Origin of the sequence: Phenylobacterium ferrooxidans (assembly GCF_042714595.1) — a bacterium.
Lineage (GTDB): Bacteria > Pseudomonadota > Alphaproteobacteria > Caulobacterales > Caulobacteraceae > Phenylobacterium > Phenylobacterium ferrooxidans.
Genome location: NZ_JAOTJD010000024.1, coordinates 22,516 through 46,136, shown reverse-complemented (window position 1 = coordinate 46,136; position 23,621 = coordinate 22,516). Strand labels below are relative to the sequence as shown.

General features: G+C 69.0%; 24 protein-coding genes. 17 read left to right on the top strand and 7 right to left on the bottom strand.

The features are described 5' to 3' along the window. Positions 1 to 2 precede the first annotated feature (2 nt). The 4 genes from OCL97_RS13395 (at position 3) to OCL97_RS13380 (ending at position 4,155) form a co-directional block, all read left to right on the top strand. Positions 3 to 1,070, top strand: a complete 1,068-nt coding sequence (locus OCL97_RS13395) for a mannose-1-phosphate guanylyltransferase (RefSeq protein ID WP_377370472.1) — start codon at positions 3 to 5, stop codon at positions 1,068 to 1,070. Between the two features lie 123 nt (positions 1,071 to 1,193). Beyond that, positions 1,194 to 2,276, top strand: a complete 1,083-nt coding sequence (locus OCL97_RS13390; protein ID WP_377370471.1) for a GNAT family N-acetyltransferase — start codon at positions 1,194 to 1,196, stop codon at positions 2,274 to 2,276. Positions 2,277 to 2,391: 115 nt separating this feature from the next. Next, entirely contained in the window at positions 2,392 to 3,594 is a 1,203-nt protein-coding gene (locus tag OCL97_RS13385) for a threonine ammonia-lyase (protein WP_377370470.1), read from the top strand. A 66-nt stretch (positions 3,595 to 3,660) separates the two neighbouring features. Further along, positions 3,661 to 4,155 carry an FKBP-type peptidyl-prolyl cis-trans isomerase gene (locus OCL97_RS13380; RefSeq protein WP_377370469.1) on the top strand — a complete coding sequence of 165 codons (495 nt, stop codon included), beginning with the start codon at positions 3,661 to 3,663 and terminating at the stop codon, positions 4,153 to 4,155. A 12-nt stretch (positions 4,156 to 4,167) separates the two neighbouring features. Here OCL97_RS13380 and OCL97_RS13375 read toward each other — a convergent pair whose 3' ends face one another. After that, positions 4,168 to 5,256, bottom strand: coding sequence for a hypothetical protein (locus OCL97_RS13375; protein WP_377370468.1), 1,089 nt, complete (start codon positions 5,254 to 5,256; stop codon positions 4,168 to 4,170). 93 nt (positions 5,257 to 5,349) lie between these two features. Between OCL97_RS13375 and OCL97_RS13370 the strand changes: the two genes are divergently transcribed. From OCL97_RS13370 to OCL97_RS13360, 3 genes are all read left to right on the top strand, one after another. Further along, positions 5,350 to 5,643, top strand: a complete 294-nt coding sequence (locus tag OCL97_RS13370) for a DUF1294 domain-containing protein (protein ID WP_377370467.1) — start codon at positions 5,350 to 5,352, stop codon at positions 5,641 to 5,643. 65 nt (positions 5,644 to 5,708) lie between these two features. Then, positions 5,709 to 6,944 carry an FAD-dependent oxidoreductase gene (locus tag OCL97_RS13365; protein WP_377370466.1) on the top strand — a complete coding sequence of 412 codons (1,236 nt, stop codon included), beginning with the start codon at positions 5,709 to 5,711 and terminating at the stop codon, positions 6,942 to 6,944. Next, the gene (locus tag OCL97_RS13360; protein ID WP_377370465.1) at positions 6,941 to 8,020 is read left to right on the top strand and encodes a phosphotransferase; all 1,080 of its coding nucleotides are present in this window, start codon (positions 6,941 to 6,943) and stop codon (positions 8,018 to 8,020) included. Before OCL97_RS13365 ends, OCL97_RS13360 begins: the two co-directional genes overlap by 4 nt. Before the next feature lie 246 nt (positions 8,021 to 8,266). Here OCL97_RS13360 and purU read toward each other — a convergent pair whose 3' ends face one another. Next, the gene (gene purU / locus OCL97_RS13355; RefSeq protein WP_377370464.1) at positions 8,267 to 9,106 is read right to left on the bottom strand and encodes a formyltetrahydrofolate deformylase; all 840 of its coding nucleotides are present in this window, start codon (positions 9,104 to 9,106) and stop codon (positions 8,267 to 8,269) included. 104 nt (positions 9,107 to 9,210) lie between these two features. On the opposite strand from purU, the gene argE reads away from it, so the two are divergent. Continuing rightward, the gene (argE, locus tag OCL97_RS13350; protein WP_377370463.1) at positions 9,211 to 10,380 is read left to right on the top strand and encodes an acetylornithine deacetylase; all 1,170 of its coding nucleotides are present in this window, start codon (positions 9,211 to 9,213) and stop codon (positions 10,378 to 10,380) included. A 3-nt stretch (positions 10,381 to 10,383) separates the two neighbouring features. On the opposite strand, the gene OCL97_RS13345 is transcribed toward argE, so the two are convergent. Next, positions 10,384 to 11,367 carry a glycosyltransferase family 2 protein gene (locus tag OCL97_RS13345; protein ID WP_377370462.1) on the bottom strand — a complete coding sequence of 328 codons (984 nt, stop codon included), beginning with the start codon at positions 11,365 to 11,367 and terminating at the stop codon, positions 10,384 to 10,386. Positions 11,368 to 11,428: 61 nt separating this feature from the next. On the opposite strand from OCL97_RS13345, the gene rfbC reads away from it, so the two are divergent. Genes rfbC through OCL97_RS13330 form a run of 3 tightly spaced genes read left to right on the top strand, consistent with a single transcriptional unit; the run spans position 11,429 to position 14,189 of the window. Continuing rightward, on the top strand, positions 11,429 to 11,983 hold the full coding sequence (gene rfbC, locus OCL97_RS13340) for a dTDP-4-dehydrorhamnose 3,5-epimerase (RefSeq protein ID WP_377370461.1): 555 nt from the start codon (positions 11,429 to 11,431) through the stop codon (positions 11,981 to 11,983). After that, complete coding sequence (locus OCL97_RS13335) at positions 11,983 to 12,819, top strand: acyl-CoA thioesterase (protein ID WP_377370460.1); 837 nt, start codon at positions 11,983 to 11,985, stop codon at positions 12,817 to 12,819. The genes rfbC and OCL97_RS13335 overlap by 1 nt, the downstream gene beginning before the upstream one ends. A 53-nt stretch (positions 12,820 to 12,872) precedes the next feature. Further along, positions 12,873 to 14,189 carry a metal-dependent hydrolase family protein gene (locus OCL97_RS13330; protein ID WP_377370459.1) on the top strand — a complete coding sequence of 439 codons (1,317 nt, stop codon included), beginning with the start codon at positions 12,873 to 12,875 and terminating at the stop codon, positions 14,187 to 14,189. Here OCL97_RS13330 and OCL97_RS13325 read toward each other — a convergent pair. Beyond that, positions 14,186 to 15,283, bottom strand: a complete 1,098-nt coding sequence (locus OCL97_RS13325) for an NADH:flavin oxidoreductase (RefSeq protein WP_377370458.1) — start codon at positions 15,281 to 15,283, stop codon at positions 14,186 to 14,188. The genes OCL97_RS13330 and OCL97_RS13325 overlap by 4 nt on opposite strands. A gap of 136 nt (positions 15,284 to 15,419) precedes the next feature. On the opposite strand from OCL97_RS13325, the gene OCL97_RS13320 reads away from it, so the two are divergent. The 6 genes from OCL97_RS13320 (at position 15,420) to OCL97_RS13295 (ending at position 20,760) form a co-directional block, all read left to right on the top strand. Then, a complete protein-coding gene (locus OCL97_RS13320; protein ID WP_377370457.1) occupies positions 15,420 to 15,845 on the top strand; it encodes a globin domain-containing protein in 426 nt (141 codons plus the stop codon). 115 nt (positions 15,846 to 15,960) lie between these two features. Beyond that, positions 15,961 to 17,385 (top strand): MFS transporter, encoded by a 1,425-nt coding sequence (locus tag OCL97_RS13315; protein WP_377370456.1) that lies wholly within the window; start codon positions 15,961 to 15,963, stop codon positions 17,383 to 17,385. 89 nt (positions 17,386 to 17,474) lie between these two features. Next, positions 17,475 to 18,260: a 3-hydroxybutyrate dehydrogenase gene (locus OCL97_RS13310; protein ID WP_377370455.1), complete on the top strand. Its 786-nt coding sequence runs from the start codon at positions 17,475 to 17,477 to the stop codon at positions 18,258 to 18,260. A 101-nt stretch (positions 18,261 to 18,361) separates the two neighbouring features. Further along, on the top strand, positions 18,362 to 19,279 hold the full coding sequence (locus OCL97_RS13305) for a glutathione S-transferase family protein (protein ID WP_377370454.1): 918 nt from the start codon (positions 18,362 to 18,364) through the stop codon (positions 19,277 to 19,279). An 11-nt stretch (positions 19,280 to 19,290) separates the two neighbouring features. Continuing rightward, positions 19,291 to 20,109: a crotonase/enoyl-CoA hydratase family protein gene (locus OCL97_RS13300; RefSeq protein ID WP_377370453.1), complete on the top strand. Its 819-nt coding sequence runs from the start codon at positions 19,291 to 19,293 to the stop codon at positions 20,107 to 20,109. Between the two features lie 3 nt (positions 20,110 to 20,112). Beyond that, entirely contained in the window at positions 20,113 to 20,760 is a 648-nt protein-coding gene (locus OCL97_RS13295) for a glutathione S-transferase family protein (protein WP_377370452.1), read from the top strand. A 6-nt stretch (positions 20,761 to 20,766) separates the two neighbouring features. Here OCL97_RS13295 and queG read toward each other — a convergent pair whose 3' ends face one another. From queG to OCL97_RS13280, 3 genes are read right to left on the bottom strand one after another with little or no spacing between them, the layout of a single operon-like run. Next, positions 20,767 to 21,894 (bottom strand): tRNA epoxyqueuosine(34) reductase QueG, encoded by a 1,128-nt coding sequence (queG, locus tag OCL97_RS13290; protein WP_377370451.1) that lies wholly within the window; start codon positions 21,892 to 21,894, stop codon positions 20,767 to 20,769. Next, positions 21,875 to 22,549 carry an FtsZ-binding protein FzlA gene (gene fzlA / locus OCL97_RS13285; protein WP_304776472.1) on the bottom strand — a complete coding sequence of 225 codons (675 nt, stop codon included), beginning with the start codon at positions 22,547 to 22,549 and terminating at the stop codon, positions 21,875 to 21,877. The genes queG and fzlA overlap by 20 nt, the downstream gene beginning before the upstream one ends. 41 nt (positions 22,550 to 22,590) lie before the next feature. Beyond that, positions 22,591 to 23,523 carry a cation diffusion facilitator family transporter gene (locus tag OCL97_RS13280; protein WP_377370450.1) on the bottom strand — a complete coding sequence of 311 codons (933 nt, stop codon included), beginning with the start codon at positions 23,521 to 23,523 and terminating at the stop codon, positions 22,591 to 22,593. Between the last annotated feature and the right edge of the window lie 98 nt (positions 23,524 to 23,621).

The following is a 23,621-nucleotide window of genomic DNA, read 5'->3' as shown; positions in this document are numbered from 1 at the left end:
TCATGACCTCGAAGATCACGCCCATCCTGATGTCTGGCGGCGCGGGGACGCGCCTGTGGCCCCTGTCGCGCCAGGCCAAGCCCAAGCAGTTCCACCGCCTGGGCGGCGACGAGACCCTGATCCAGGCCACCGCCCTGCGGGTGACGGGGCCGATGTTCAATCCGCCCATCGTGGTCTGCGCCGCGGCCCATGCCGACATGACGCGGGCCCAGCTGGCCGAGGTGGGGATCACAGCCCAGGCCCTGATCGCCGAGCCCGCGCCCCGCAACACCGCCGCGGCCTCGGTGGCCGCCGCCGCCGTGGCCGCCGAGATCGATCCGGACGGGGTCTTCATCCTGCTCCACGCCGACAACCTGGTGTCCGACGTGCCGGCCATGCATGCGGCCATCGAGGCGGGACGGGCCGCGGCGCAGAGCGGCGAGGTGGTGATCTTCAGCCTCAAGCCGACCGGGCCTGAGACCATCTACGGCTATATCCGCGCCGGCGCCGGCGAGGGTCTGGTGCGCAAGGTCGCCCAGTTCGTCGAGAAACCGGACCTCGCCACCGCCAAGCGGTTCGTGGCCGATCCGGACTATGGCTGGAACGCCGGCATGTTCATGTTCAGCGCCCAGGCCTTCCTGGAGGAGTGCCGCCGCCTGGCGCCGGCCATCTGCGCCGCCGCCGAGGCCGGGGTGAAGGACGCGCAGCGATCTGGCAACCTTATCGCGCTTGGGCCTGCGTTCCTCACCGCCCCCTCGGAAGCTATCGACACCGCCATCATGGAGAAGACCGACCGCGCCAGCGTGGTGGGGGCTGACATCGGCTGGAGCGACGTGGGCAACTGGAACGCGCTGTGGGAAGGCTCGGTGCACGACGCCGAGGGCAACGCCCTGGACGGCGACGCCATCGCCGTGGGGTCAAAGGGCAATATCGCCCGCACCGACGGCCACACGGTGGTGCTGGCCGGCGTCGAGGACCTGGTGGTGGTGGTGGAGAACGGCGTCGTCCTGGTGACCCGTCGCGAGTCCACCGCCTCGGTCAAGGCCGCGGTGGAGGCGCTGACGGCCCAGGGGCGCGGCGCGCTGCTATAATCTGAGGTTGCGCCGCGAGCCCCGCAGAAGTTGCATCCCGGCGATTCCGGCAACTTCGCGGAAAGACTTCGTGGTTAAGGTCGGCGGCTGCTATCGCGTTTTCGCCGCCGGGGATTGGCCGCCTTGCAGATCGAAGTTCTTCGTCCGCAGGACATGACGGCCCAGCGCATGGCCCGCTGGGCGGAGCTGCAGGCCGGCGACATCACCCTCGACAGCCCCTTCCTGTCCCCCGACTGGGCCCGCACGCTGGAGCGCGTCCAGCGCCAGACCTCCCGCCAGATCCGTGTCGCCGTCGCCATCGTGGAGGGCCGTGATGTGGCCTTCCTTCCGGTCCGGGTCGGTCATCTGACCGCCATGCCGGTGGGGGCGCCGATGTGCGACTATCAGGGTCTGGTGGCCGAACCGGGGGTGTCGATCGACGCGCGCAGGATGATCCAGGCCCTGGGCGTCCAGCGCTACGACTTCTGCCACATGATCGAGGACCAGGCCGCGTTCGCCCCCTATGCGCGGGGTCGCCAGCTTTCCCACATCGTCGATGTCGCGATGGGTTACGACGCCTATGAAGCCGCCCGCCGCGAGGCTGGAACCTCGGTCCTGAAGGATTGCGACAAGAAGCGCCGCAAGGTCGAGCGCGAGATCGGTCCCGCCACCTTCACCGCCTTTTCCCGCAGCCAGGCCGACTTCGACCAGCTGGTGGCCTGGAAGCGCGCCCAGCTCGACGCCACCGGTCAGACCGACATCTTCGACGCCGGCTGGACCCTGCGCCTGATGCAGGACCTGTTCGAACGCCGCGATCCGGACTTCGGGGCGGGCCTCTTCACCCTGCACTTCGGCGACCGCCTGGCCGCCGTCCACCTGCACCTGCACGGCAAGCAGACCGTGCATGGCTGGCTCATCGCTCACGAGCCGGAGTTCGAGCGTTACTCGCCAGGGATCCTGCTGTTCCAGGACATCCTGCGCTGGATGGACGCCACCCCCTATTCCCGCCTCGACCTCGGTCCCGGCGACTACCGTTTCAAGCGCGAGCTGGCCAATACCGGGGTCGGGGTGACCCACGGCTTCGTCGGCGGGGTCGCGCCGGCGGCCCTGGTCCGTCACGCCGTCTACGGCGTCCGCCGCGCCGCCGAGGCCCTGCCGCTGGGCAAGATGTCCGAGCTGCCGGGCAAGGCCATGCGCCGCGTGGATGTCCTGCGCGGTTTGCGCTGAGCGCTTTCAGGCGAAGTGGGAACCGGTTCGCCGCCCGGAAAGCGCGACCAAGCTGACATTGCCGTAGGACGCCCACGCCGTTAGAGGTGGCGTCCTTTTCACCCCTGGCCTGATCATGACCCTGTCCATCGACGATATCCGCGCGGCTGCCGAGCGGCTGAAGGGGCGCATCGAGCGCACCCCCTGCCGACACTCGAAGACGCTGTCGGAGATTACCGGGGCCGAGGTCTGGGTGAAGTTCGAGAACCTGCAGTTCACCGCGGCCTACAAGGAGCGCGGGGCGCTGAACACCCTGCTGCAGCTCAGCGACAACGAGGCCAAGCGGGGCGTGATCGCGGCGTCCGCAGGCAACCACAGCCAGGGCCTGGCCTATCACGCCGCCCGCCTGGGCATCCCCGTGACCATCGTCATGCCCCGCAGCACCCCCTTCGTGAAGGTGCAGCAGACCCGAGCCTTCGGGGCCGAGGTGGTGGTCGAGGGCGACACCTATGACGACTCAGCTGTGCTGGCCAAGACGCTATGCGACGAGCGCGAGCTGGTCTTCGTCCACCCCTTCAACGACGTGAAGGTGATGGCCGGCCAGGGCACCGTGGCCCTGGAGATGTTCGAGGACGTGCCGGACCTGGAGGTCCTGCCGATCCCCATCGGCGGCGGCGGGCTGATCGCCGGCTGCGCCACCGTGGCCAAGTCGCTGAACGCCAAGGTCGAGATCTATGGCGTCGAGCCGGCCATGTACCCCTCCTTCACCGCCAAGATGCGCGGCGTTGGCGCGGCCACCGGCGGTGCCACCATCGCCGAGGGCATCGCGGTCAAGAGCGTCGGCGACGAGAGCTATTCCATCGCCCGGCCGCTGATCGACGACGTGCTGCTGATCGAGGAGCCCTATTTCGAGCGGGCCATCGCGCTCTACTGCAATGTGGAGAAGACGGTGGTGGAAGGCGCCGGGGCGGCCTCGCTCGCCGCCCTGCTGGCCTATCCGGAGAAGTTCCGCGGCAAGAAGGTCGGGCTGATCATCACCGGCGGCAACATCGACACCCGCCTGCTGGCCTCGGTGCTGACCCGTGAGCTGGTGCGCGAGCAGCGGCTGGTGTCCCTGCGCATCGTCGGCGACGACCGACCGGGCCTGCTGGGCACCGTCTCGGCCCTGATCGGTAACATGGGCGCCAACATCGTCGAGGTGGCCCACAACCGCCTGGCCCTGGACGTGCCCGCCAAGGGCGCGGAGTTCGACATCATGATCGAGACCCGCGACGCCCAGCACACCCAGGAAATCATGGACGCCCTGCGCGAGAGCGGCTACCCGCCCCGCGCTGTTTAAGAGCGTGACAGCCGGAAGTGGGCGCCGGTTCCGGTGCCCGTCACGCGTCTAATGAGGAAGCTAGTGATGAAGCGTTTCGTTCTCGCCCTGGCCCTGGTGGTCCTGGCCGCCTGCGGCCCCAACAAGCAGGTCGCCGCCGACAACCTCACCGCGGCCAACACCTTCCTGGCCAAGAACGGCAAGGCGGCGGGCGTGGTCACCCTGCCCTCGGGCCTGCAGTACAAAATCGTCCAGTCGGGCCCGGCCACGGGCGCCAAGCCCCAGAAGGGCGACGAGGTGAAGGTTCACTACGAAGGCAAGCTGCTGGACGGCAAGGTCTTCGATAGCTCCTACGAGCGCGGCGCCCCGGCGGCCATGCCCATCGACGCCCTGATCCCGGCCTGGATCGAGGCCCTGCAACTGATGCGGCCCGGCGATGTCTGGATGCTCTACGTGCCGCCGGAACTCGGCTATGGCGAAGAGGGCGCGGGCGGCGGTGAGATCCCCGGCAACAGCGTGCTGATCTTCAAGATCGAACTGATCGGCGTCCTGCCGGGCCCCGGCTCGGTCGGCCAGGGCTGAGCGCCAAAGCGACTAGCTGAACAGGTGCGCGCGGGTGTCGGGGTTCTCCCGGCGCCACATGACGTTGTCCAGGAAGAAGTGGTGGATGTTGATGAAGATCCACACCGCGAACAGGCAGGCCGTGGTTCCGAACACCGCGTGGTCATAGGGGATCACCGCGTCCAACAGGTTGGGCAGGGCCCAGAAGCCGACAAAGCCCAGAGCCACGCCTGAGGCCACGAAGACCGCGAACCCGCGCCGCCAGTCGCCGGCCTTGGCGCGCTCCACGTTGCCCTGATAGCGCCAGACGACCGCCAGGTACTGCAGGGAGTGGAAGGCCGGGATCACCAGCAGCCACAGCGGATTGATCCGCATGAAGACCAGCCAGATATAGAGGCTGACGCCATACGCCACGGCCCCGTTCCAGGGCAGGCTCCGCCAGGCGCGACCCATCACCAGCAGGGTCGCGGCGGTCGTCAGCGCCGCCGCCAGACCGGCGATCATCAGCAAGGGCGCGGGCACGGGCAGGGCGTAGTAGTCCAGGCCCCAGAGATGGGTGGTCTTCACCTGGTGGTTGGCGTTCAGCCACGAGAAGACCCAGACCACATAGGCGTTCACCAGGAACACCTTCTTCTGCAGGGCGGTGAAGAAGCTCCGCTTGAGCGCCGCATCCACCATCAGCATGCCGTAGCCCTGCTTGACGTAGTGCCAGCCCACGAAGAAGGCCATCAGGTTGCCGCCAAAGCCCAGCAGGCGCGAGTCCGCGCTCATCAGGGCCGCGCCGAGATAGGCGGCCAGCACTAGCGGCACGACGATCCCGGCGAAGACATAGCGCCAGCGCAGGGCGGGCGCATGGGCGCCCGTCAGCGCCTTGGCTCCGAAGCCTCGGTAGAAGATCTGGTAGGAATGGGCGAAGTGCGGGTGGTTGAGGATGTTGATCGCCATCCACATCGCCGCCGCCAGCGGCGCGGCGACCCGATCGGCGGGCAGCAGCAGCAGGACCGGAAAGGCCAGCAGCGAGCCGCCCCCCAGCAGCAGGAAGTCGGCGGTCGGCCCCCATAGGTGGCGGCGCGGCGCGGCGGCGCTCTCCGCCGCCAGGGTCTCGCCAACAGTGATCGACATGGCGTCCTCCGCCCCAGGTTCCTGCTCAGCATGGCGGGCAATGCTTAGGCCCCGGTGAACGGACCGCTAAGGCTGTCAGGGCAGAGTGGCGCGGTGGTCAACCTTATTCTCCTCTACCTGGCGGTCATCAACCTGATGACCTTCGCGGCGTTCGCCGCCGACAAGCGCGCCGCCGCCGGCGGGCTGCGCCGGACCCCCGAAGCCACCCTGCTGGGGCTGGCGGCCATCGGCGGCGGTCTGGGGGCTGTGAGCGCCCAACGCCTGCTGCGCCACAAGACCCGCAAACAGCCCTTCGCCCGGCAGCTGAACCTGATCCTGGTGGGCCAGGTTTTCGGATTGGCGATGCTCGCCGTTCTCGCCGCGCGCCATGCTCTTGTCATACCCTAAGGAACCCTGCGAGATCGTCCCCGAGCCGCGCCGTCAGAGCGCGCGCCAAGGGACGGAACAGGCAGATGGGCTACGACCTGATCGTTGTCGGCGGGGGTATCGGCGGCTCGGCTCTGTCGGCGGTGATGGCGCAGGCCGGCGCCAAGGTCCTGCTGCTGGAGGCTGCCGAGGTCTATGAGGACAAGGTGCGCGGCGAGTGGATCGCGCCGTGGGGGGTGACCGAGGTCAAGCGCCTGGGGCTCTACGACCTGCTGGTGAGCGCCGGCGGGCACCACATCGAGACCCACATCTCCTATGACGAGAACCGCGATCCGGAGGCGGCGCGGTCGACCCCTGCGCCGCTCGGGGTCTTCGCGCCGGGGGTTCCCGGCCCGCTCTGTCTCGGTCACCCGCAACACTGCCAGACCCTGTTCGACGAGGCTGTCCGCCGAGGCGTCGACGCCCGGCGCGGCGTTCAGGTGATCTCGGTGGCGGCGGGCGCGAGCCCCACTGTCACCTTCCGCCATGACGGCCAGGACACCACGGCGACGGCGCGCCTCCTGGTGGGCGCCGATGGGCGGACCTCCATGGTCCGCGAGAGCCTGGGCATCCCCCTGCATCAGGACGCCCCCCACCACATGTTCGCCGGCCTGCTGGTGGACGGCGCGCCCGACTGGGACGCCAAGGTGCAGGCCATCGGGGTGGAGGGGGACTTCTCCTTCCTGGCCTTCCCGCAGGGCTCCGGCCGCGTGCGGCTCTACGGCAGCTACGCCCTGGATCAGCGCCGCCGGTTCGCGGGCGCGGACGGTCCCGCGGTCTTCCTCGAGGCCTTCCGCATGGAGTGCTCGCCCGACAATGTTCACCTGGCGGGCGCCAGGCCCATCGGCCCCCTGCTGTCCTATTTCAACAACGACGCCTGGACCGACCAGCCCTTCGCCCCGGGCGCGGTGCTGGTGGGGGACGCCGGCGGCTGGAACGACCCGATCATCGGCCTTGGCCTCTCCATCACCTATCGCGACGTGCGGATTGTCACCGACATCCTGAAGGCGGAAGCCGACTGGGCCCGGGCGGATTTCTCGCCCTACGCCGAGGAGCGCGCCGAGCGCCTGCGCCGCCTGAGGTTTACCGCCGGCCTCGTCTCGGCGCTGGAGGCCGAGTTCGGCGCGGCGGCGCGGGCCCGGCGGGACAGCCTCCATGAGCGCGCCAGCCTCGACCCGTCGCTGCGGGCCCACACCTTCGCGGTGATGGCCGGCCCCGAGGTCTTGCCGCCCGAGATCTTCACCCCCGAGCACCGCGCTCGCGTCCTGGGAGAGGCGGCGTGAGCGACCTGCCCATCGTCACCGACCCCAACGGCGTGGACGCCGCCTGGCTGACCGCCGCCCTGAACGGCGCCGGGATCCCCGTCCGCGTCGAGGGCTTCACCACACAGAAGGTGGGCGACGGCATGCTGGGGGAGAGCCTCCGCTTCAACCTCGACTACGCCCGACCCGTGGAGGGTGCGCCCGCCAGCGTGGTGGGCAAGTTTCCGTCCGCCGACCCGATCAGCCGCGCCACCGGCGGGGCCATCGGCCTCTATCTGAACGAGGTGCGCTTCTACCAGCAGATCGCCCATACGGTGGATATCCGCACGCCGAAGCCCTTCGTGGCGGCGATCGACCCTGCGACCAGCGACTTCGTCCTCCTGCTGGAGGATATGGGCCCGGCCCGAGGCGGCGATCAGCTCACCGGCTGCTCCCTGGCCGACGCGGAGGTGGCCATGCGTGAGGCCGCGGCCCTGCACGGTCCGCGCTGGGCCGATCCGACCCTGACGCAGGTGGAATTCCTCAATCGCCCGATGATCGATCCGGGCGCGATCGCGGGGATGTTCGACGGCGTCATCGCGGCCTTCCGGGCCCGCTACGAGGGCCGGCTGGAGCCGGAGTACATGACGATCTGCCAGGACTTCGCCGACCATATCGGGGCCTTCTATTCCGGGCCCGCCGCCCCGCCGACCCTGCAGCACCAGGATTTCCGCCTCGACAACATGCTGTTCGAACCCCAGGGCGGCCGCTGGCCCATGGCCGTGCTCGACTGGCAGACGACGGCGCTAGGCCCTGGCGTGCTGGACGTGGCCTATTTCATCGGCGCGGGCCTGCCGACCGAGATCCGCCAGAAGCATGAGCAGGACCTCTTGAAACAATGGCTGGAGGCCCTGCGGAAGTACGGCGTCAGCTATGACTGGAACGAGGCCTGGACCGGCTACCGCCACTACCTGCTGCAAGGCGTGTTCACCGCCATCTTCGCTTCGGTCAGCACCAAGCAGACCGACCGCGGCGACGAGATGTTCCTGACCATGGCCCGCCGCCACTGCGCCCAGGCCGCCGACCTGGAGTCGATGAAGATGCTGCGGAGGGCGTAGAAAGAAGATCGTCCACGAACCACACGAACCACACGAACAAGAGGGCGGCGACGCTTCCCCGAGTGTGTCATCCCGGTTTTCGCGCAACGGAAGACCGGGATCTAGAAGCGCCGATCTCTCCGGCGAACCCCGCGCATATGGGTTCCGCCTCTCCGCTTCGCTGCGGCCTGGATGACAGTTGGGGTGAGCCGCTGACCGTTCGTGACGTTCGTGTGGTTCGTGGACGAAACCTCTTACGGCCTCGCCTCAGTCGGTAAACACCACTGTCTTGCTCCCATTGAGCAGCACCCGGTCCTCCAGTCGCCACCGCACGGCGCGGGCCAGGACCCGGCGCTCGATGTCGCGGCCCTTGCGGATCAAATCCCGCGGCGTGTCGCGGTGGCTGATGCGCTCCACGTCCTGTTCGATGATCGGCCCCTCGTCGAGGTCGGCGGTGACGTAGTGGGCCGTCGCGCCGATCACCTTGACCCCCCGCTGGTGGGCCTGGTGATAGGGCCGCGCGCCCTTGAAGCCTGGCAGGAAGGAGTGGTGGATGTTGATGCAGCGGCCCTCCAGCTTGGCGGCCAGGCCGTCGGACAGCACCTGCATGTAGCGGGCGAGCACCACGAGCTCGGTCTCGGTCTCCTGGATCAGTTTCCAGAGCGCGGCCTCCTGCTCCATCTTGGTGTCACGGGCGACGGCCAGGTGGTGGAAGGGCACGCCCGACAGATCCAGGTGGGCATAGGTGTCGGCGGCGTGGTTGGAGACCACGGCGGAGAGCGTCATGGGCAGTTCGCCGCGCCGCCAGCGATAGAGCAGGTCGGCCAGGCAGTGGTCCTGCTGCGAGGCCAGGATCATCACCCGCTTCTTCACCTTCGAATCGCGCAGGGTCCAGTCCATGCCGAATTCCTCGGCGTGGGGGGCGAAGGCCGCGCGCAAGGTCTCGGCGCTCTCGTCGCCGGCGAACACCACGCGCATGAAGAAACGGCCGGTCTCCTCGTCGTCGAACTGCTGGGCGTCAAGGATGTTGCCGCCGCGCTCGAACAGGAAGGCTGAGACGCGGGCGACGATGCCGGGACGGTCGGGGCAGGCGAGGGTCAGGATCATGGCCGTGCCTAAGGCTTGATCACCGCCCCGACGTCAAGCGCCCTCACGCTCAGTTGCGCGGGCTGGCGGGTGGAGCCGGCCGCCGCCCAAGGCTAGGGTGACCCATGACCCTCACCGCCCGCGCCCTCGATATCCTTTCGACCCTGGTGGCCTTCGACACCACGTCACGGCTCTCCAACCTCGCCCTCATCGAATGGGTGGAGGCCTATCTGGACGGTCACGGCGTCCCGCACCGGCGCGCGCCCAACCCTGAGGGGACCAAGTCCAACCTGCTGGCCACGGTGGGGCCGATGATTGAGGGCGGCGTGGTGCTGTCGGGCCATACCGACGTGGTGCCGGTGGACGGCCAGGCCTGGATAACCGACCCCTTCAAGCTGACGCCAAAGAACGACGGCCGCATCTATGGGCGCGGGACCTGCGACATGAAGGGGTTCCTGGCCCTGGCGCTGGCCGCCGTGCCCGACCTGGTGGCGGCGGGTCCGAAGAAGCCGGTGCACCTAGCCTTCTCCTATGACGAGGAGATCGGCTGCCTGGGGGCGCCCGATCTGATCCGCCTGATCGGGGCGGAGCTGCCGGCCCCCGCCCTGGTGGTGGTGGGGGAACCCACCAACATGGAGGCCGTCCGCGGCCACAAGGGGATCATCAACCACCTGGTGACGGTCAACGGCCACGAGGCCCATTCCAGCCAGACCCAGCTCGGCGTCTCGGCGATCATGGAGGCCGTGCCCCTGATGGCGGCGGTGCGCGACCTGGCGGAGAAGCTGGAGCGCGAGGCCGATCCCACCTCCCTGTTCACGCCCAAGCACGCGACCCTGACCATCGGCCTGGTCCAGGGCGGCACGGCGGGCAACATCCTGGCCCGGGAGTGCAGTTTCCAGTTCGATCTGCGCTACGCCGCCGGCCTCGATCCGGACGCTCTGCTGGCGCCGTTCTTCGCCCAATGCGCGGCGCTCGACGCGGCCCTGAAGGCCTGCTTCCCCGAGGCCGGGGTGAGGGTCGAGCGGAGATCGGCCACCCCGCCCCTGGCGCCCGAGCCGGATGGCGTCGCCGAGGTCTTCGCGCGCCGTCTGACCGGCGACAACGGCCCGCCCCGAGTGGTGGCCTTCGCCACCGAGGCCGGCCAGTTCCAGCAGGCCGGCTTCTCCACCGTCATCTGCGGCCCCGGCTCCATCGACCAGGCCCACCAGCCCAACGAATATGTCGAGGCCGTCCAGATGGACCGCGGCGGCGCCTTCATGGAACGGCTGGTGGAATGGGCGGCGGCGGGGGAATGACCCCTACCGCTTGATCACCACCCGGCGCAGGAACAGGTCCAGCGGGTTCCAGGTCATGGCGCGCGCGATGGCCCAGGAGCCTGCGGTGCGCGTCGCCTGGGTCTCGCGCCGCGCGGCCAGCGCGATATCCAGCCCCTTCAGCCCCGCCATCAAGCCGCGCCAGGGCGCCTTGAATTCGTGGCGGTCGGCGTGGCGCAGGAACAGCAGGGCGGTGGTGAAGATGTGCAGGGGCAGGGTCAGGGCCAGCAGCAGGGGCGGGGTGTTCTTCACAAACACCCAGAACCGGTTGCGGGTGCCATGGAACACCGCGAATTCCGACCTTGGCCCGCCTGAGGCGGTGGAGCCGACATGGCGCACCACGGCGGTGGGAACGACAATGGTCGGCTCGCCGATCAGCCGCATGCGATAGCCGAAATCCACGTCCTCGCAGTAGCAGAACAGCCGCTCGTCGAAGCCCCCCAGCGCGAGGAAGAAGGCCCGGTCCACCAGCATGGCGCCGCCGCAGGCCGAAAACACCTCGCCCGGCTCCACCGGACCCGGATCGCGGCCGGTATAGCCGCCCCGGAACGGAAACCCGGCGCCGGACATCACGTCCCCCAACCCGTCCAGCCGGCTCGGGTCGTCGGCCATCAGCTGGCGCGAGGAGAAGCATTTGACGCCCGGCCAGCTCTCCGTCGCCGCCATCAGGGTCTCCAGCCAGTCGGGATCGGCGAAGGCGTCGGGATTGATCAGGGCCATCCACCGGCCCGTGGCGAGCTGGGCGGCTCGGTTTACCCCCGCCGCGAAGCCCAGGTTCGAGCCCGCCTCCACGAACCGCACCTTGGGATGGGCGCCCGCCGCGGCCTGTGGCGCGCCGTCGTCCGACGCGTTGTCCAGCAGGATGATCTCGTGGTCGTCGAAGCCCTGGGCCGCCAGGGCCGCGAGACAGGTTTCCAGGTGCCGGCCGCTCTGATAGGCGACCACCACGACGCTGACGGCGGGCGTCAAGGACTTGTCTTTCCCGCCAACCCGCGCCATCGCAAGCGTCACTCCGTCCAACTGAGGCGCCATGACGACGATTACGCCCCTCGCCCTGCCCGACGTCCTGCTTATCACGCCCAAGCGCCATGGCGATGCGCGGGGCTGGTTCATGGAGACCTGGAGCCGGCGCGCCTTCGCCGACGCCGGGCTGGATATCGACTTCGTGCAGGACAACCACGCCTTCAGCGGCGAGGCCGGAACAGTGCGCGGCCTGCACTTCCAGACCGCCCCGCACCCCCAGGCCAAGCTGCTGCGGGTCCTGCGCGGGTCGATCCTCGACGTCGCCGTGGACATCCGCGCGGGTTCGGCCACCTACGGCCAATGGGTCTCGGCCACCCTCACGGCCGCCGGCGGTGAGCAGCTGCTGGTGCCGCGCGGCTTCGCCCACGGCTACTGCACCCTCGAGGCCGACACCGAGCTGGCCTACAAGGTCGACGGCCTCTATGCGCCGCAGACCGAGGGCGCGGTCCTCTGGAACGACCCGGACCTGGCCATCGACTGGCCCGCCTTCGCCGGCTCGGTGGTGTCGGACAAGGACAAGGCCGCCCGTCCCCTGAAGGACCTGGCTCCGGTGGCCTTCTGATGGCCGAGGTTTCCGAACTGGTCAGCATCCTGGAGCTCGAGCCCATCGAGCTGGACATGTATCGCGGCCAGACCCCGCCCGGAGCCGGCAGCCGCATCTATGGCGGCCAGGTGGTGGCCCAGGCCATGGCGGCGGCCTATCGCACCATCGACGACGGTCGGCTCTGCCACTCCATGCACGGCTATTTCATGCGGCCGGGCGATCCCAAGACCCCGATCCTGTTCCAGGTGGAGCGGGTGCGCGACGGCGGCTCCTTCGCGGTGCGCCGGGTCGTGGCCCTGCAGAACGGCAAGCAGATCTTCAACCTGGCCGCCTCTTTCCAGACCCCGGAGGAGGGCTTCGAGCACCAGTTCGACATGCCCACCGCCCCGGCCCCCGACACCCTGCTGAATGAGGAAGAGCTGCGCGCCAAGGCTGGGCTCGATCCCGCCAGCCGCCGCATCTGGCCCGTCGAGGTTCGCCCGGTCGATCCGGCCCCGCAGGGGGTGGCCGAGGTGCGCGAGCCCAACGACATGTGCTGGTTCCGCGCCCGCGTCTCCGTCGGCGACGACGTGGCGCTCAACCAGTGCGCCCTGGCCTACGCCTCGGACATGACCCTGCTGGACGCCTCGCTGCGGCCCCATGCTGTGGACTGGGATTCCGGCCGCCTGCAGGTGGCCAGCCTCGACCACGCCCTGTGGTTCCACAAGGCCAGCGACTTCTCCCAGTGGCACCTCTATGTGCAGGACAGCCCCTCGGCCTCGGGCGGACGAGGCTTCAACCGCGGATCGATCTATGGCCCGGACGGCGCTCTGGTGGCCTCGGCCACCCAGGAAGCCCTGATCCGCTTCCGCTAGCCTTGGCGCGGTCGGCCCGTTAGCTTCGCCAGGCGTTTTGGCGGGGGGTTTGCATGCATATCGGTTGGCTGGCGAGTGCGGCGGCTGCGGCCCTGGTCCTGGGCGCAGGCCCGGCGGCGGCCAGGGATGTGGTCATCCATGCCGGGCGGCTGATTGATGGCGTCTCCAAGACCCCGCGCGCCGAGGTCTCCATCCTAATCCGCGACGACCGCATCCTCGACGTGCAGGCGGGGTACGTCACCCCGCCCAACTGGGAGGTGATCGACCTGAAGGCCGGAACCGTCCTGCCGGGCCTGATCGACACCCACGACCACATCACGGCCGGCTTCCACAAAGGCGACCCGATCCGCAACGCGGTGACCATCACCCCCTATGACGTGACCATCGAGTCGGTCGGCTATGCGCGCGCCACCCTGCTGGCCGGCTTCACCTCGGTGCGGGATGTGGGCAGCGAGACCGGAGTGGTCGTGGCCCTGAAGAAGGCCGTCAATTCCGGCGCAATTCCCGGGCCCCGCATCTGGACCTCCGGCGGCGCCATCGGCCCCACGGGCGGTCATGGCGATGCGGCCAATGGCCTGGACCCTGACCTGGATCATCCCCACTGGAAGGACAACCTGGTGGACAGCCCGGAGTCGGCGCGCCGAGCGGTCCGCACGCTTCACCGCCGGGGCGCCGACCTGATCAAGATCATGCCCTCGGGCGGGGTCATGTCCATCGGCGACGATCCCAAGCACCAGATGATGGCCGACGACGAGATCAAGGCCGTCATCGACGCCGCCCACGCCCTGGGCATGAAGGTGGCCGCGCACGCGCACGGCAAGCTGGCCATCGACAAGGCCTCGGCGCTTGGGGTGGATTCCATCGAGCACGGCTCCTTCGCCGACGCCGAGAGCTACAGGATCATGAAGGCCCACGGGACCTATTTCGTCCCCACCATGCTGGTGGGCGCCCGGGTCTATGACCGGGCCAAGACCCATCCGGAGCAACTCAATCCCTCCACCGCCGAGAAGGCCCTGATGGTGGTGCCGGTGATGGTCAAGAACCTGCGCGACGCCTATGCCGCCGGGGTGAAGATCGCCTTTGGCACCGACACCTTCGGCATGTCCGCCCACGGCGAGAACGCCCAGGAGTTCGCCCTGATGGTCAAGGCCGGAATGACGCCGTCCGACGCCATCACAGCGGCGACCGCCAGCGCCGCCGACCTGATCGGAGACGCCAAGAACATCGGCTCCATTCAGGCCGGCCGCTACGCCGACATCATCGCCGTGGCCGGTGACCCGCTGGCCGACGTCACCACCCTGGAGAAGGTCGGTTTCGTGATGAAGGGCGGGACCGTCTACAAGGCCGACGGCAAGGCGGTCGCGCCCTAGGCCCCGACCACCTCCGGCTCCGTCACAAACCCCTTCCAGGTCGCCATGTAGTCGACGAAGGCCGGGCCCAGGCCCTCCTTGCGCAGGTGCTCGCGGGTCACCGGCAGGCTGACGGGCTTGAAGTCGGCGTCCATCTCCACCCGGTGCGGCCAGTCATGGTGCAGGATGGCGGCGCGGCCCAGCAGGACGAAGTCGGCGCCGGCGTCGAGCATGGCGCGCGCGTCGGCCGCGCTCATGATCTTGCCGGCGACCCCCAGCCGCACCTCGCCGCGGTCCAGCTCGGTGAAATAGCTCATCAGGGTGCGGCCCTTGTAGGCCTCGTCCGCGGGCTCCTTGAAGGCGTCCCACAGCGACATGTCGAGGAAGTCGATCAGGCCTTCGGACATCACATGCTGCGCGAAATCGGCGATCTCCCGCAGATCCAGGTCGAACCGCTCCGGTGACAGGCGCAGGCCCAGGAGGAAGTCCGGGCCGCAGCGGTCCCGCACGCCCCGCAGGATCTCCACGATCATCCGCCCCCGGTTCTCCGCCGAGCCGCCGTACTGGTCGGTGCGCCGGTTCAGGCCGGCGCTGAGGAACTGGCAGAGGATGTAGGAGTGGGCGCCGTGAACCTCGACGCCGTCGAAACCGGCGGTCTTGGCCCGCACCGCCGCGACGATGAAGTCGTCCACCACCTGCTCGACCTCGGCGGTCGACAGCCCCCGCGAGCCGGAGGCCTCGTCGTCGGACGGGCCCACCGGCTGGGTCCCGATCAATTCCTTGGGGGAGCGGTAGCCGGCGTGGTGCAGCTGCACCACCGCGATGCTGCCGGCCGCCTTGATCGCCGTGGCCAACCGGGTCAGGCCCGCGATGTGGGCGTCCGACCAGATGCCCATCTGGCCGGGAAAGCCCTGGCCGACCGCCTGGACGTGGGCGGCGCAGGTCATGGTCAGGCCGAACCCGCCCTGGGCCCGCAGGGTCAGCCAGTGGAACTCGTCCTCCGACATGGTCCCGTCCACATGGCTCTGCAGATTGGTGAGCGGCGCCAGCATCAGGCGGTTCTTCATGGCCGGGCCATGTGGGAAGGTCAGGGGCGCAAGCAGATTGGCGGGCAAGGTGGACATCCGGTCTGGAGAGAGGTTGGCGTCAGTTGAGAGGCCCGCCGTCTTCGGCGCAAGCCCCCCACGGCGCCTAAGTGATTGCCGATAAGCTGAGCCCGCGCGATGATCGCCGCCTAACTGGGAGCCCACCATGAGCACCAACCTGATCGAGCAGAGCCTGGAACTGGCTGCCGAGCGTTGTGAGGACCTGACGCCGCTGGTCTATGCGCGCCTGTTCGCCGACCATCCGGAGATGGAGGCCCTGTTCTGGAGCGACAAGAACTGGGCGGTCCGCGGCGAGATGCTGGCCCAGGTGTTCTCGGCCATCCTGGATTTCGTCGGCGACCGGCTCTACGCCTCCACCCTGATCCAGACCGAGGTGATCAATCACGCCGGCTACGACGTGCCCCCCAATATCTTCGCGATTTTCTTCGCGACGGTGGCCGCGACCCTGAAGCAGGTGATCGGCGCCGACTGGACGCCGCAGATGGACCAGGCCTGGACCCGGCTGCTGGCGGACCTGGACTACTACGTCACCCACCCGAACCAGGCGGAGACGCAAGGGGTGGGCGCCTGACGCCCATGCATTCCTCGTCATTCTTGGGCGGGGCCCTTGCTCTTCCCCAGGGGAATGGCGTCCTGTGCGCCGCCGAAGCGCCACGGTCGAGCGGCGCCGGTCGGGAGCAGGTTTCGTGAACCCAGGCGCGTCAGGCTCCAGCAGGCTCAGCCTGCCCACCATCCTCGGGTTTGCGCTCTCGAACCTGCCGCTGGGCGCGCTGGCCGTCGCCGTGGCGGTCTATCTCCCTCCCTATTTCGCCAGCAACCTGGGGGTCAGCCTGGCGGTGGTGGGCGGGGCCTGGATGACGGTTCGGCTGTTGGACATCGGCGTGGATCCGGTGCTCGGCGTCATCATGGACCGGACCCGCACGCGGCTCGGCCGCTACCGGTTCTGGATGCTCCTGGGCGCGCCGGTCCTGATGCTCTCAGTCTTCGCCCTCTTCCAGGCGCCGCACGGCATCGGCCTTGTCTACCTGATCGGGTGGCTGCTGGTCTTCTACCTGGGCACCTCGATCCTCGGCCTGGGCCATTCGGCCTGGGGCGCGAACCTCTCCAAGGAGTATCACGAGCGTTCCCGCCTGTTTGGCGTGGTCGCCGCCCTGGGCGTCATCGGCGCGGTGGTGGTGCTGCTGATCCCCATTGGCGCCGAGGCCCTTGGCCGTGACGCCACCGAGATCGTCCCCGACATGGGCTGGTTCATCTTCTGGCTCATCCCGGTCTCGATGATCTGGATGCTGCTGCGGACTCCGGAAATCATCGCGCCCGAGACAGACCATCCTCGCTTCCGGCTTCGCGACTATTGGTCCCTGCTGGTGAAGCCCGACCTGCTGCGCCTGTTCCTGGCGCAGATGGCCCTGACCCTGGGTCCCGGTTGGATGAGCGCCCTCTACATCTTCTTCTTCACCGACAGCCGCGGCTTCACCGCCACCGAGGCCTCGATCCTGCTGCTGATCTATGTCCTGGCGGGGATCGCCGGCGCGCCGCTCACCGCCCTGCTGGCGCGGCGGCTCTCCAAGCACCGCACCCTGATGGTCACCACCACGGCCTATTCCATCGGCCTGTGCATGGTGATGATCCTGCCCAAGGGCAATGTCGCCGCCGCCATTCCGGCCATGTTCTGGTGCGGCTTCATGGCCGCCGGCTTCGACCTGATGATCCGCGCCATGCTGGCCGATGTCGGCGACGAGGTGCGGCTGGAACAGGGCCAGGAGCGGCTGAGCCTGATCTACGCCCTCAACGCCCTGGCCGCGAAGATCGCCGGCGCCTTCGCCATCGGCGTCACCTTCCCCCTGCTGCAGCGGCTTGGATACAACCCCACCGAAGGGGCGGTGAACACCGAGGGCGCGATCCGCAGCCTGGAATGGGCCTATATCGCCGGCCCCATCGTCTTCGTCATGCTGGGGGGCGCCTGTGTCATCGGATGGCGCCTCGACGCCGAGCGCCACGCGCAGATCCGCCGCGACCTCGACACCCGCGACGCCCAGTACGCCGAGGCTCCGATCCTCGAGAGCCTGTCGAGCGAACCGGCCATCCCGGTGCTGGGCGACAGGGACAGCTAGCTCGTCGATCAGTCTTGTCTTGTGTTCATTGTGCGCCGCAATATGAGCCTTGAGGCCGATCGAATTCGGCTCGCTCCAAGGACGCCGCCATGATCCTGCAATCGAAATCCGCCGTCGTCACCGGCTCCACCAGCGGCATCGGCCTGGCCATCGCCCGCGCCTTCGCCGCGGAGGGGGCCAACGTCCTGATCAACGGCTTCGGGGCCGCCGAGGACATCGAAGCGGCGCGGGCCGGGATCGAGGCGGAATTCGGCGTCAGGGCGATCTATTCCGGCGCTGACATGACCCGGCCCACCGAGATCGCCGCCATGGTGGCCCAGGCGCAGGCCGAACTGGGCGCCGTGGACGTGCTGGTCAACAATGCCGGGGTGCAGTTCGTCTCCCCCATCGAGGACTTTCCCCTGGAGAAGTGGGACCAGATCATCGCCATCAACCTGTCGGCGGCCTTCCATGCGATCCGCGCGGTGGTCCCGGGCATGAAGTCCCGCGGCTGGGGGCGGATCATCTCCACCGCCTCGGCCCACAGCCTGGTGGCCTCACCCTTCAAGTCGGCCTATGTGGCCGCCAAGCACGGGGTCGTGGGCCTCACCAAGACCGCGGCCCTGGAACTCGCGCCCCATGGCGTGACCGTCAACTGCATCAGCCCCGGCTATGTCTGGACCCCCCTGGTGGAGAACCAGATCCCCGCCACCATGGCCTCGCGCAACCTGACCCGCGACCAGGTGATCAACGACGTCCTGCTGGCCGCCCAGCCGACCAAGCAGTTCGTGACGCCCGAGGAGGTCGCCGCCATCGCCGTCTTCCTCTGCTCGCCGGCCGCCAAGCAGATGACCGGCGCCAACCTCTCGGTGGACGGCGGCTGGACGGCGGCCTGACCACTGGCCCCTTCTCCTGACGCGGCGTCAGAGTTTCGCGGCGGTCAATTCCGTGACAGCGTAAGCCCCTACCGGCCCAAGAGCCGGCTCAGGGAGACGTCATGATCGGGATCATCCTGCACCACTACGAGGCCTCGCCCTTCTCCCAGAAGGTGCGCTGTTTCCTGGGGCTCAAGGGGCTGGCCTGGTCCTCGGTGATCACGCCGAACATGATGCCCAAGCCCGACCTGACCCCGCTGACCGGCGGCTATCGCCGCGCGCCGGTCATGCAGATCGGCGCCGATGTCTATTGCGACACCCAGGTGATCCTGGCCGAGATCGAACGCCGGGCGCCCAATCCGCCCGCCGTCACCGGTCCCGACTGGGCGGTGAATTTCTGGGCCGACCGTCTGTTCTTCCAGACCACCGTGCCGGTGATCTTCGGCGAGATCGGCGACGCCGTCCCCAAGGCCTTCATCGACGACCGCGAGAAGTTGTCAGGCCGCCCCTTCGACGTCGCCGCCATGAAGCGCGCGGCCGGCGTCATGCGGCCGCAATGGCGGGCCCACGCCGCCTGGATCGACCAGGGCCTGGCCGGGCGCCCCTTCCTGTCCGGCGACAAACCGGGGCTGGCGGACGTGGCGGCCTATATGAATATCGTCTGGCTCAGCAATGTCCTGCCCGCGACGGCCAAGGCCCTGACGGCGGGTCTCACCCGCATCCCAGACTGGGCCGAGAAGATGATGGCGCTGGGCGAAGGCGCCCGCGAGGAGATGGCCGGCCGGGTGGCCCTGGAGATCGCCCGCGACACACAGCCCGGGCCGCCGCCGGCTCATGATCCCGCCGATCCCCTCGGTCTTGATCCCGGAACCCATGTGACGGTGATGGCCGACGACTATGGCCGCGACCCCATCGCCGGGACCCTGGTGGCCGCCACCGTCGACCGCCTGGTGATCGCCCGCAACTCCGCCGATCTCGGCGCCCTGCACATCCACTTCCCTCGCGCCGGCTACGTGGCCGTGCGCGCCCGACCCCTCTGAAGGAGCCCGTCATGGAAGACCGCATCAAGGTTGATCTGAAGGACGGCGTCGCCGATGTGCGCCTGGTCCGCACCGACAAGATGAACGCCCTCGACGACCACATGTTTCAGGCCCTGATCGACACCGGCGAGGACCTGAAGACCCGGCCGGGCGTGCGCGCCATCGTACTGTCGGGGGAGGGCAAGGCCTTCTGCGCCGGTCTCGACATGGGCAATTTCGGCAAGATGGCCTCGGGCGAACGCTCGGGCGGCCAGTCCTCCACCGGCGAGGCCCTGCTGACGCCCAAGCGCACGCCGGGCGGCTCTAACCGCGCCCAGCACGCGGTGATGGTCTGGCGTGAGCAGACCGTGCCGGTGATCGCCGCCATCCACGGCGTGGCCTTCGGCGGCGGCTTCCAGCTGGCGCTCGGCGCCGACCTGCGCTTCGTCACCCCCGACACCCGCATGGCGGTGATGGAGATCAAGTGGGGCCTGGTCCCTGACATGGGCGGCCTGGTGCTGATGAAGCGCCTGGTGCGCGACGACGTGGCCCGGGAGCTGACCTATACCGGCCGCATCTTCGACGGCGAGGAGGCCCTGCGGCTCGGTTTCGCCACCCGGGTCTGCGCCGATCCCCGCGCCGAGGCCCTGGCCCTGGCCGCCGAGATCGCCTCCAAGAGCCCGGACGCGATTCGGGGTTCCAAGCGCCTGCTGGACATGGCCTACGACGCCGACCAGCACGCCATGCTGCTGGCGGAGAGCCAGGAACAGGGCGCCCTCATCGGCTCGCCCAACCAGATCGAGGCGGTGATGTCCAACATGCAGAAGCGCGCGGCGGTCTACGCTGACTGATCCATGCGCCTGACGCTCTATCATTGCGCCGACGCGCGCTCCTTCCGGGCTCTCTGGGCCCTGGAGGAGCTTGGCGTTCCCTATGAGCTGAAGCTGCTGCCCTTCCCGCCCCGGGTCCTGGCGCCCGACTACCTGGCGGAGAATCCCCTGGGCACCATCCCGCTCTTGGTGGATGGCGCGACCCGGATGACCGAGAGCGCGGCCATCGTACAGTATCTCGCCACCCGTGACGGTCCCTCGATCCTGTCGGTGGAGCCCGGCGATCCCGCCTATGGCGACTGGCTGAACGGCCTCCACTTCGGCGAGGCGACGCTCACCTTTCCCCAGACCCTGGTGCTCCGCTACACGCGCCTGGAGCCCCAGGACCGCCGCAACCCCCAGGTCGCCGACGACTACGGCCGCTGGTTCACCGCCCGTCTGAAGGGGCTGGAGCCGAGGCTGGCGGCGAACGGCGGCTGGTACTGCGCGGGGCGCTTCACCGGGGCGGACATCTCGGTGGGCTACGCCCTGCTGCTGGCGGAGACCCTGGGGCTGGACGCGCGATTTTCACCCGCCGTGGCGGACTACTGGGCGAGGCTGCAAACCCGCGACGGCTTCGTGCGGGCCAAAGCCGCCCAAGCCTCAGACGCCATGCCGAGCTGGCAGGCCTGACCTTTCTTACCCCGTGAACGGGGGAGGAAAATCAGCCCACTCAGCGAGAACTTCGGGATCTGTCTCGGCCTGGGCGACCCGCAACACCTCGAAGGCCGCGGGCCCCAACAACCGCGAGAGCGCCCACACCGCCGCCCCGCGCACCAGGGGCGACGGATCGGCCAGCCGCGCCTGCGCCACCTCCGCCAATCCGGCGTCGCCTGAATTGCCCACCGCGTAGAGCACGTTCCTCACGAACCGCTCGCGGCCGATCCGCTTGACCGGGCTCTTGGAGAACAGCGCCCGGAACCCCGCATCGTCCAGCCCCGCCAGGTCCCGCAGGCCGGGCGCCCTCAGGGCGTCGCGGGCGTGCAGCCGCTGTTCGCGGGCCGTGGCGGCGAACTTGTTCCAGGGACAGACCGCCAGGCAGTCGTCGCAGCCATAGATGCGGTTGCCCAGCGCGGCGCGGAACTCTCGCGGGATCGGCCCCTTCAGCTCGATGGTCAGGTAGGAGATGCAGCGCCGGGCATCCAGTTGGAACGGCGCCGGGAAGGCCTTGGTCGGGCAGATGTCCAGGCAGGCCTGGCAGGATCCGCAGTGCTCCGCCTCCGGCGCATCGGGGGCGAGTTCCAGCTCGGTCAGGATGGACCCCAGGAACAGCCAGGATCCGAACTCGCGGCTCACCAGGTTGGTGTGCTTGCCTTGCCAGCCCAGGCCGGCTCGGGCCGCCAGGGGTTTCTCCATCAGCGGCGCGGTGTCGACGAACACCTTCAGCTCGCCGCCGAACCTGGAGGCCAGCCAACCGGCCAGCTGCTTCAGCCGCCCTTTGATCAGCTCATGATAGTCGTCGCCCTGGGCGTAGGCCGAGATCACCCCGCGGTCCCCATGGGCCAGGGCCTCGAGCGGATTGGCGTCGGGGCCGTAATTGACCCCCAGCATGATCGCGCTGCGGGCCCCGCCCCACATGGCGTTGGGGTGCGCCCGGCGCTCGGCGGTGGTGGCCATCCAGTCCATCTCGCCGTGACGGCCGTGGTCGATGAAGGCGTGCAGTCGGCCGCCTGCCGCCCAGGCCTCGCCTACCGCTGCGAAGCGGCAGGCGTCGAAGCCCAGCTCGGCCGCCTTCTCGCGGATCAGCTCAGAAGTCGAGGTCGTCATAATGCGGCGCCGGCGCGAGGCCGGGCCAGCGGTCGGCCAGCAGCGGCCGGAAGGCCGGCCTCGATTTCAGCTTCATGTACCAGGTCTTGACGGCTTGGAAGTCCGCCCAGGGCACGTCGCCGAAATAGTCGATCACCGACAGATGGGCCGCCGCCGCGAAATCCGCCAGCGACAGCCGGGTCCCAGCCAGCCAGTCGCGGTCAGCCAGCAGGCTGTCGATATAGAGCATGTGGCCGCGCAACGCCTCGCGGCCCTGGCGCAGGGAGGCCAGGTCCGGCGCCCCCAGGCCCAGCAGACGCTTCTCCATCTTCTCGTGCAGGATGAAGCCGCCGACCTCGTAGTCGAACTTGCGGTCGAACCACTGCAGCAGGCGCCGCGCCTCGGCCCGTTCGCCGGGCTCGCGTCCCAGCAGGGCAGGTTCGGGATAGGTCTCCTCCAGGTGATCCAGGATCGCCCGGCTCTCGCAGAGCACCAGGGACCCTTCGGTGAGCACCGGGGTCAGGCCCGAGGCGTTCAGGCTCACCAGCTCCTTGGGGCGCTCCCAGTAGCGCACCGGGTTCTCGACAAACGCCAGGCGCTTCTCCCCCAAGGCCAGACGCACCTGGCGCGAGGCGGGGTCGAGGGGGAAGTGGTGCAGGGTGCGGTCGGGGGTCATGGGAACGAAGCGGCCTAACATGGCCTGCGTTAAGGGCGCGTTTACTGCGCCTGTTCGGCGAAGGCGCCGCCGTGCGGCTCGGCGCGGCCGCGCGGGTCGGCGTGGATCAGGATGTCGGCGTGGGGAAACTCGGCCAGGATGCGGGTCTCGGCCTCCACGATGAGGCGATGGGCGGCCTCCAGGGTGAGGACCGGATCGATGTCCACGTGCATCTGCATATGGATGAACGGCCCCGAAGCCCGGGTGCGAAGCTGGTGGACATCGCTGAGGCGCGGGTCCTGGCTCACCAGCTCGACGATGCGGGCGCGGTCGGCGTCGGGCAGCTCATGGTCCATCAGCTGGCCTGAGGCCTCGCGGAACACCCCGATGGCGGCCCACAGCAGCAAAGCCGCCACAATCAGGCCGGCGATGGCGTCGAGGCTGTTGAAGCCCAGCAAGGCCGCCGCCCCGATGCCGAGCAGCGCGATCAGGTTGGAGGCCACGTCGGTGAGATAGTGGGCCCGGTCGCCCGAGACCGCCACGGAGTTGGTCTGTTTCAGCACCCGGCCCTGGGCGAGGATCAGCATCACGGTCAGCACGGTGGAGACCGCCATCACCGCCACCGCCCAGCCCTCATTGGCCACCGGGGTGGGGTTCACGATGTGGACGATGGCCTCCTGGCCGATCAGGGCTGCCGAGGCGAACACCAGGCCCGCCTGGGTCAGGCTGGCGAAGGCCTCGGCCTTGCCGTGCCCGAAGCGATGCTCGGCGTCCGGCGGCGCCTGGGCGTAGCGGACGGCGTAGAAGGTCACCAGGCTGGCGATCAGATCCAGCCCCGAGTCCGCCGCCGAGGCCAGCAGCGCCACCGAGCCGGAGATCAGCCAGACCCCGCCCTTGATCACCACCAGCACCGTGGCGGTGGCCACCGACAGCAGGGTGATCTTCCGCGTCAGGGCGGCGGCGGCTTTGGGGTCGAGGCCTGCTGGGGCGTGCATGGACCCTATCTAGTGCGCCTATGCACGTCGCCCCAGCGCTAACGACTCTCAGGGAGCGGGATGAGGAAAAGTGGGGACCGGTTTTCCGCCCGCATCCC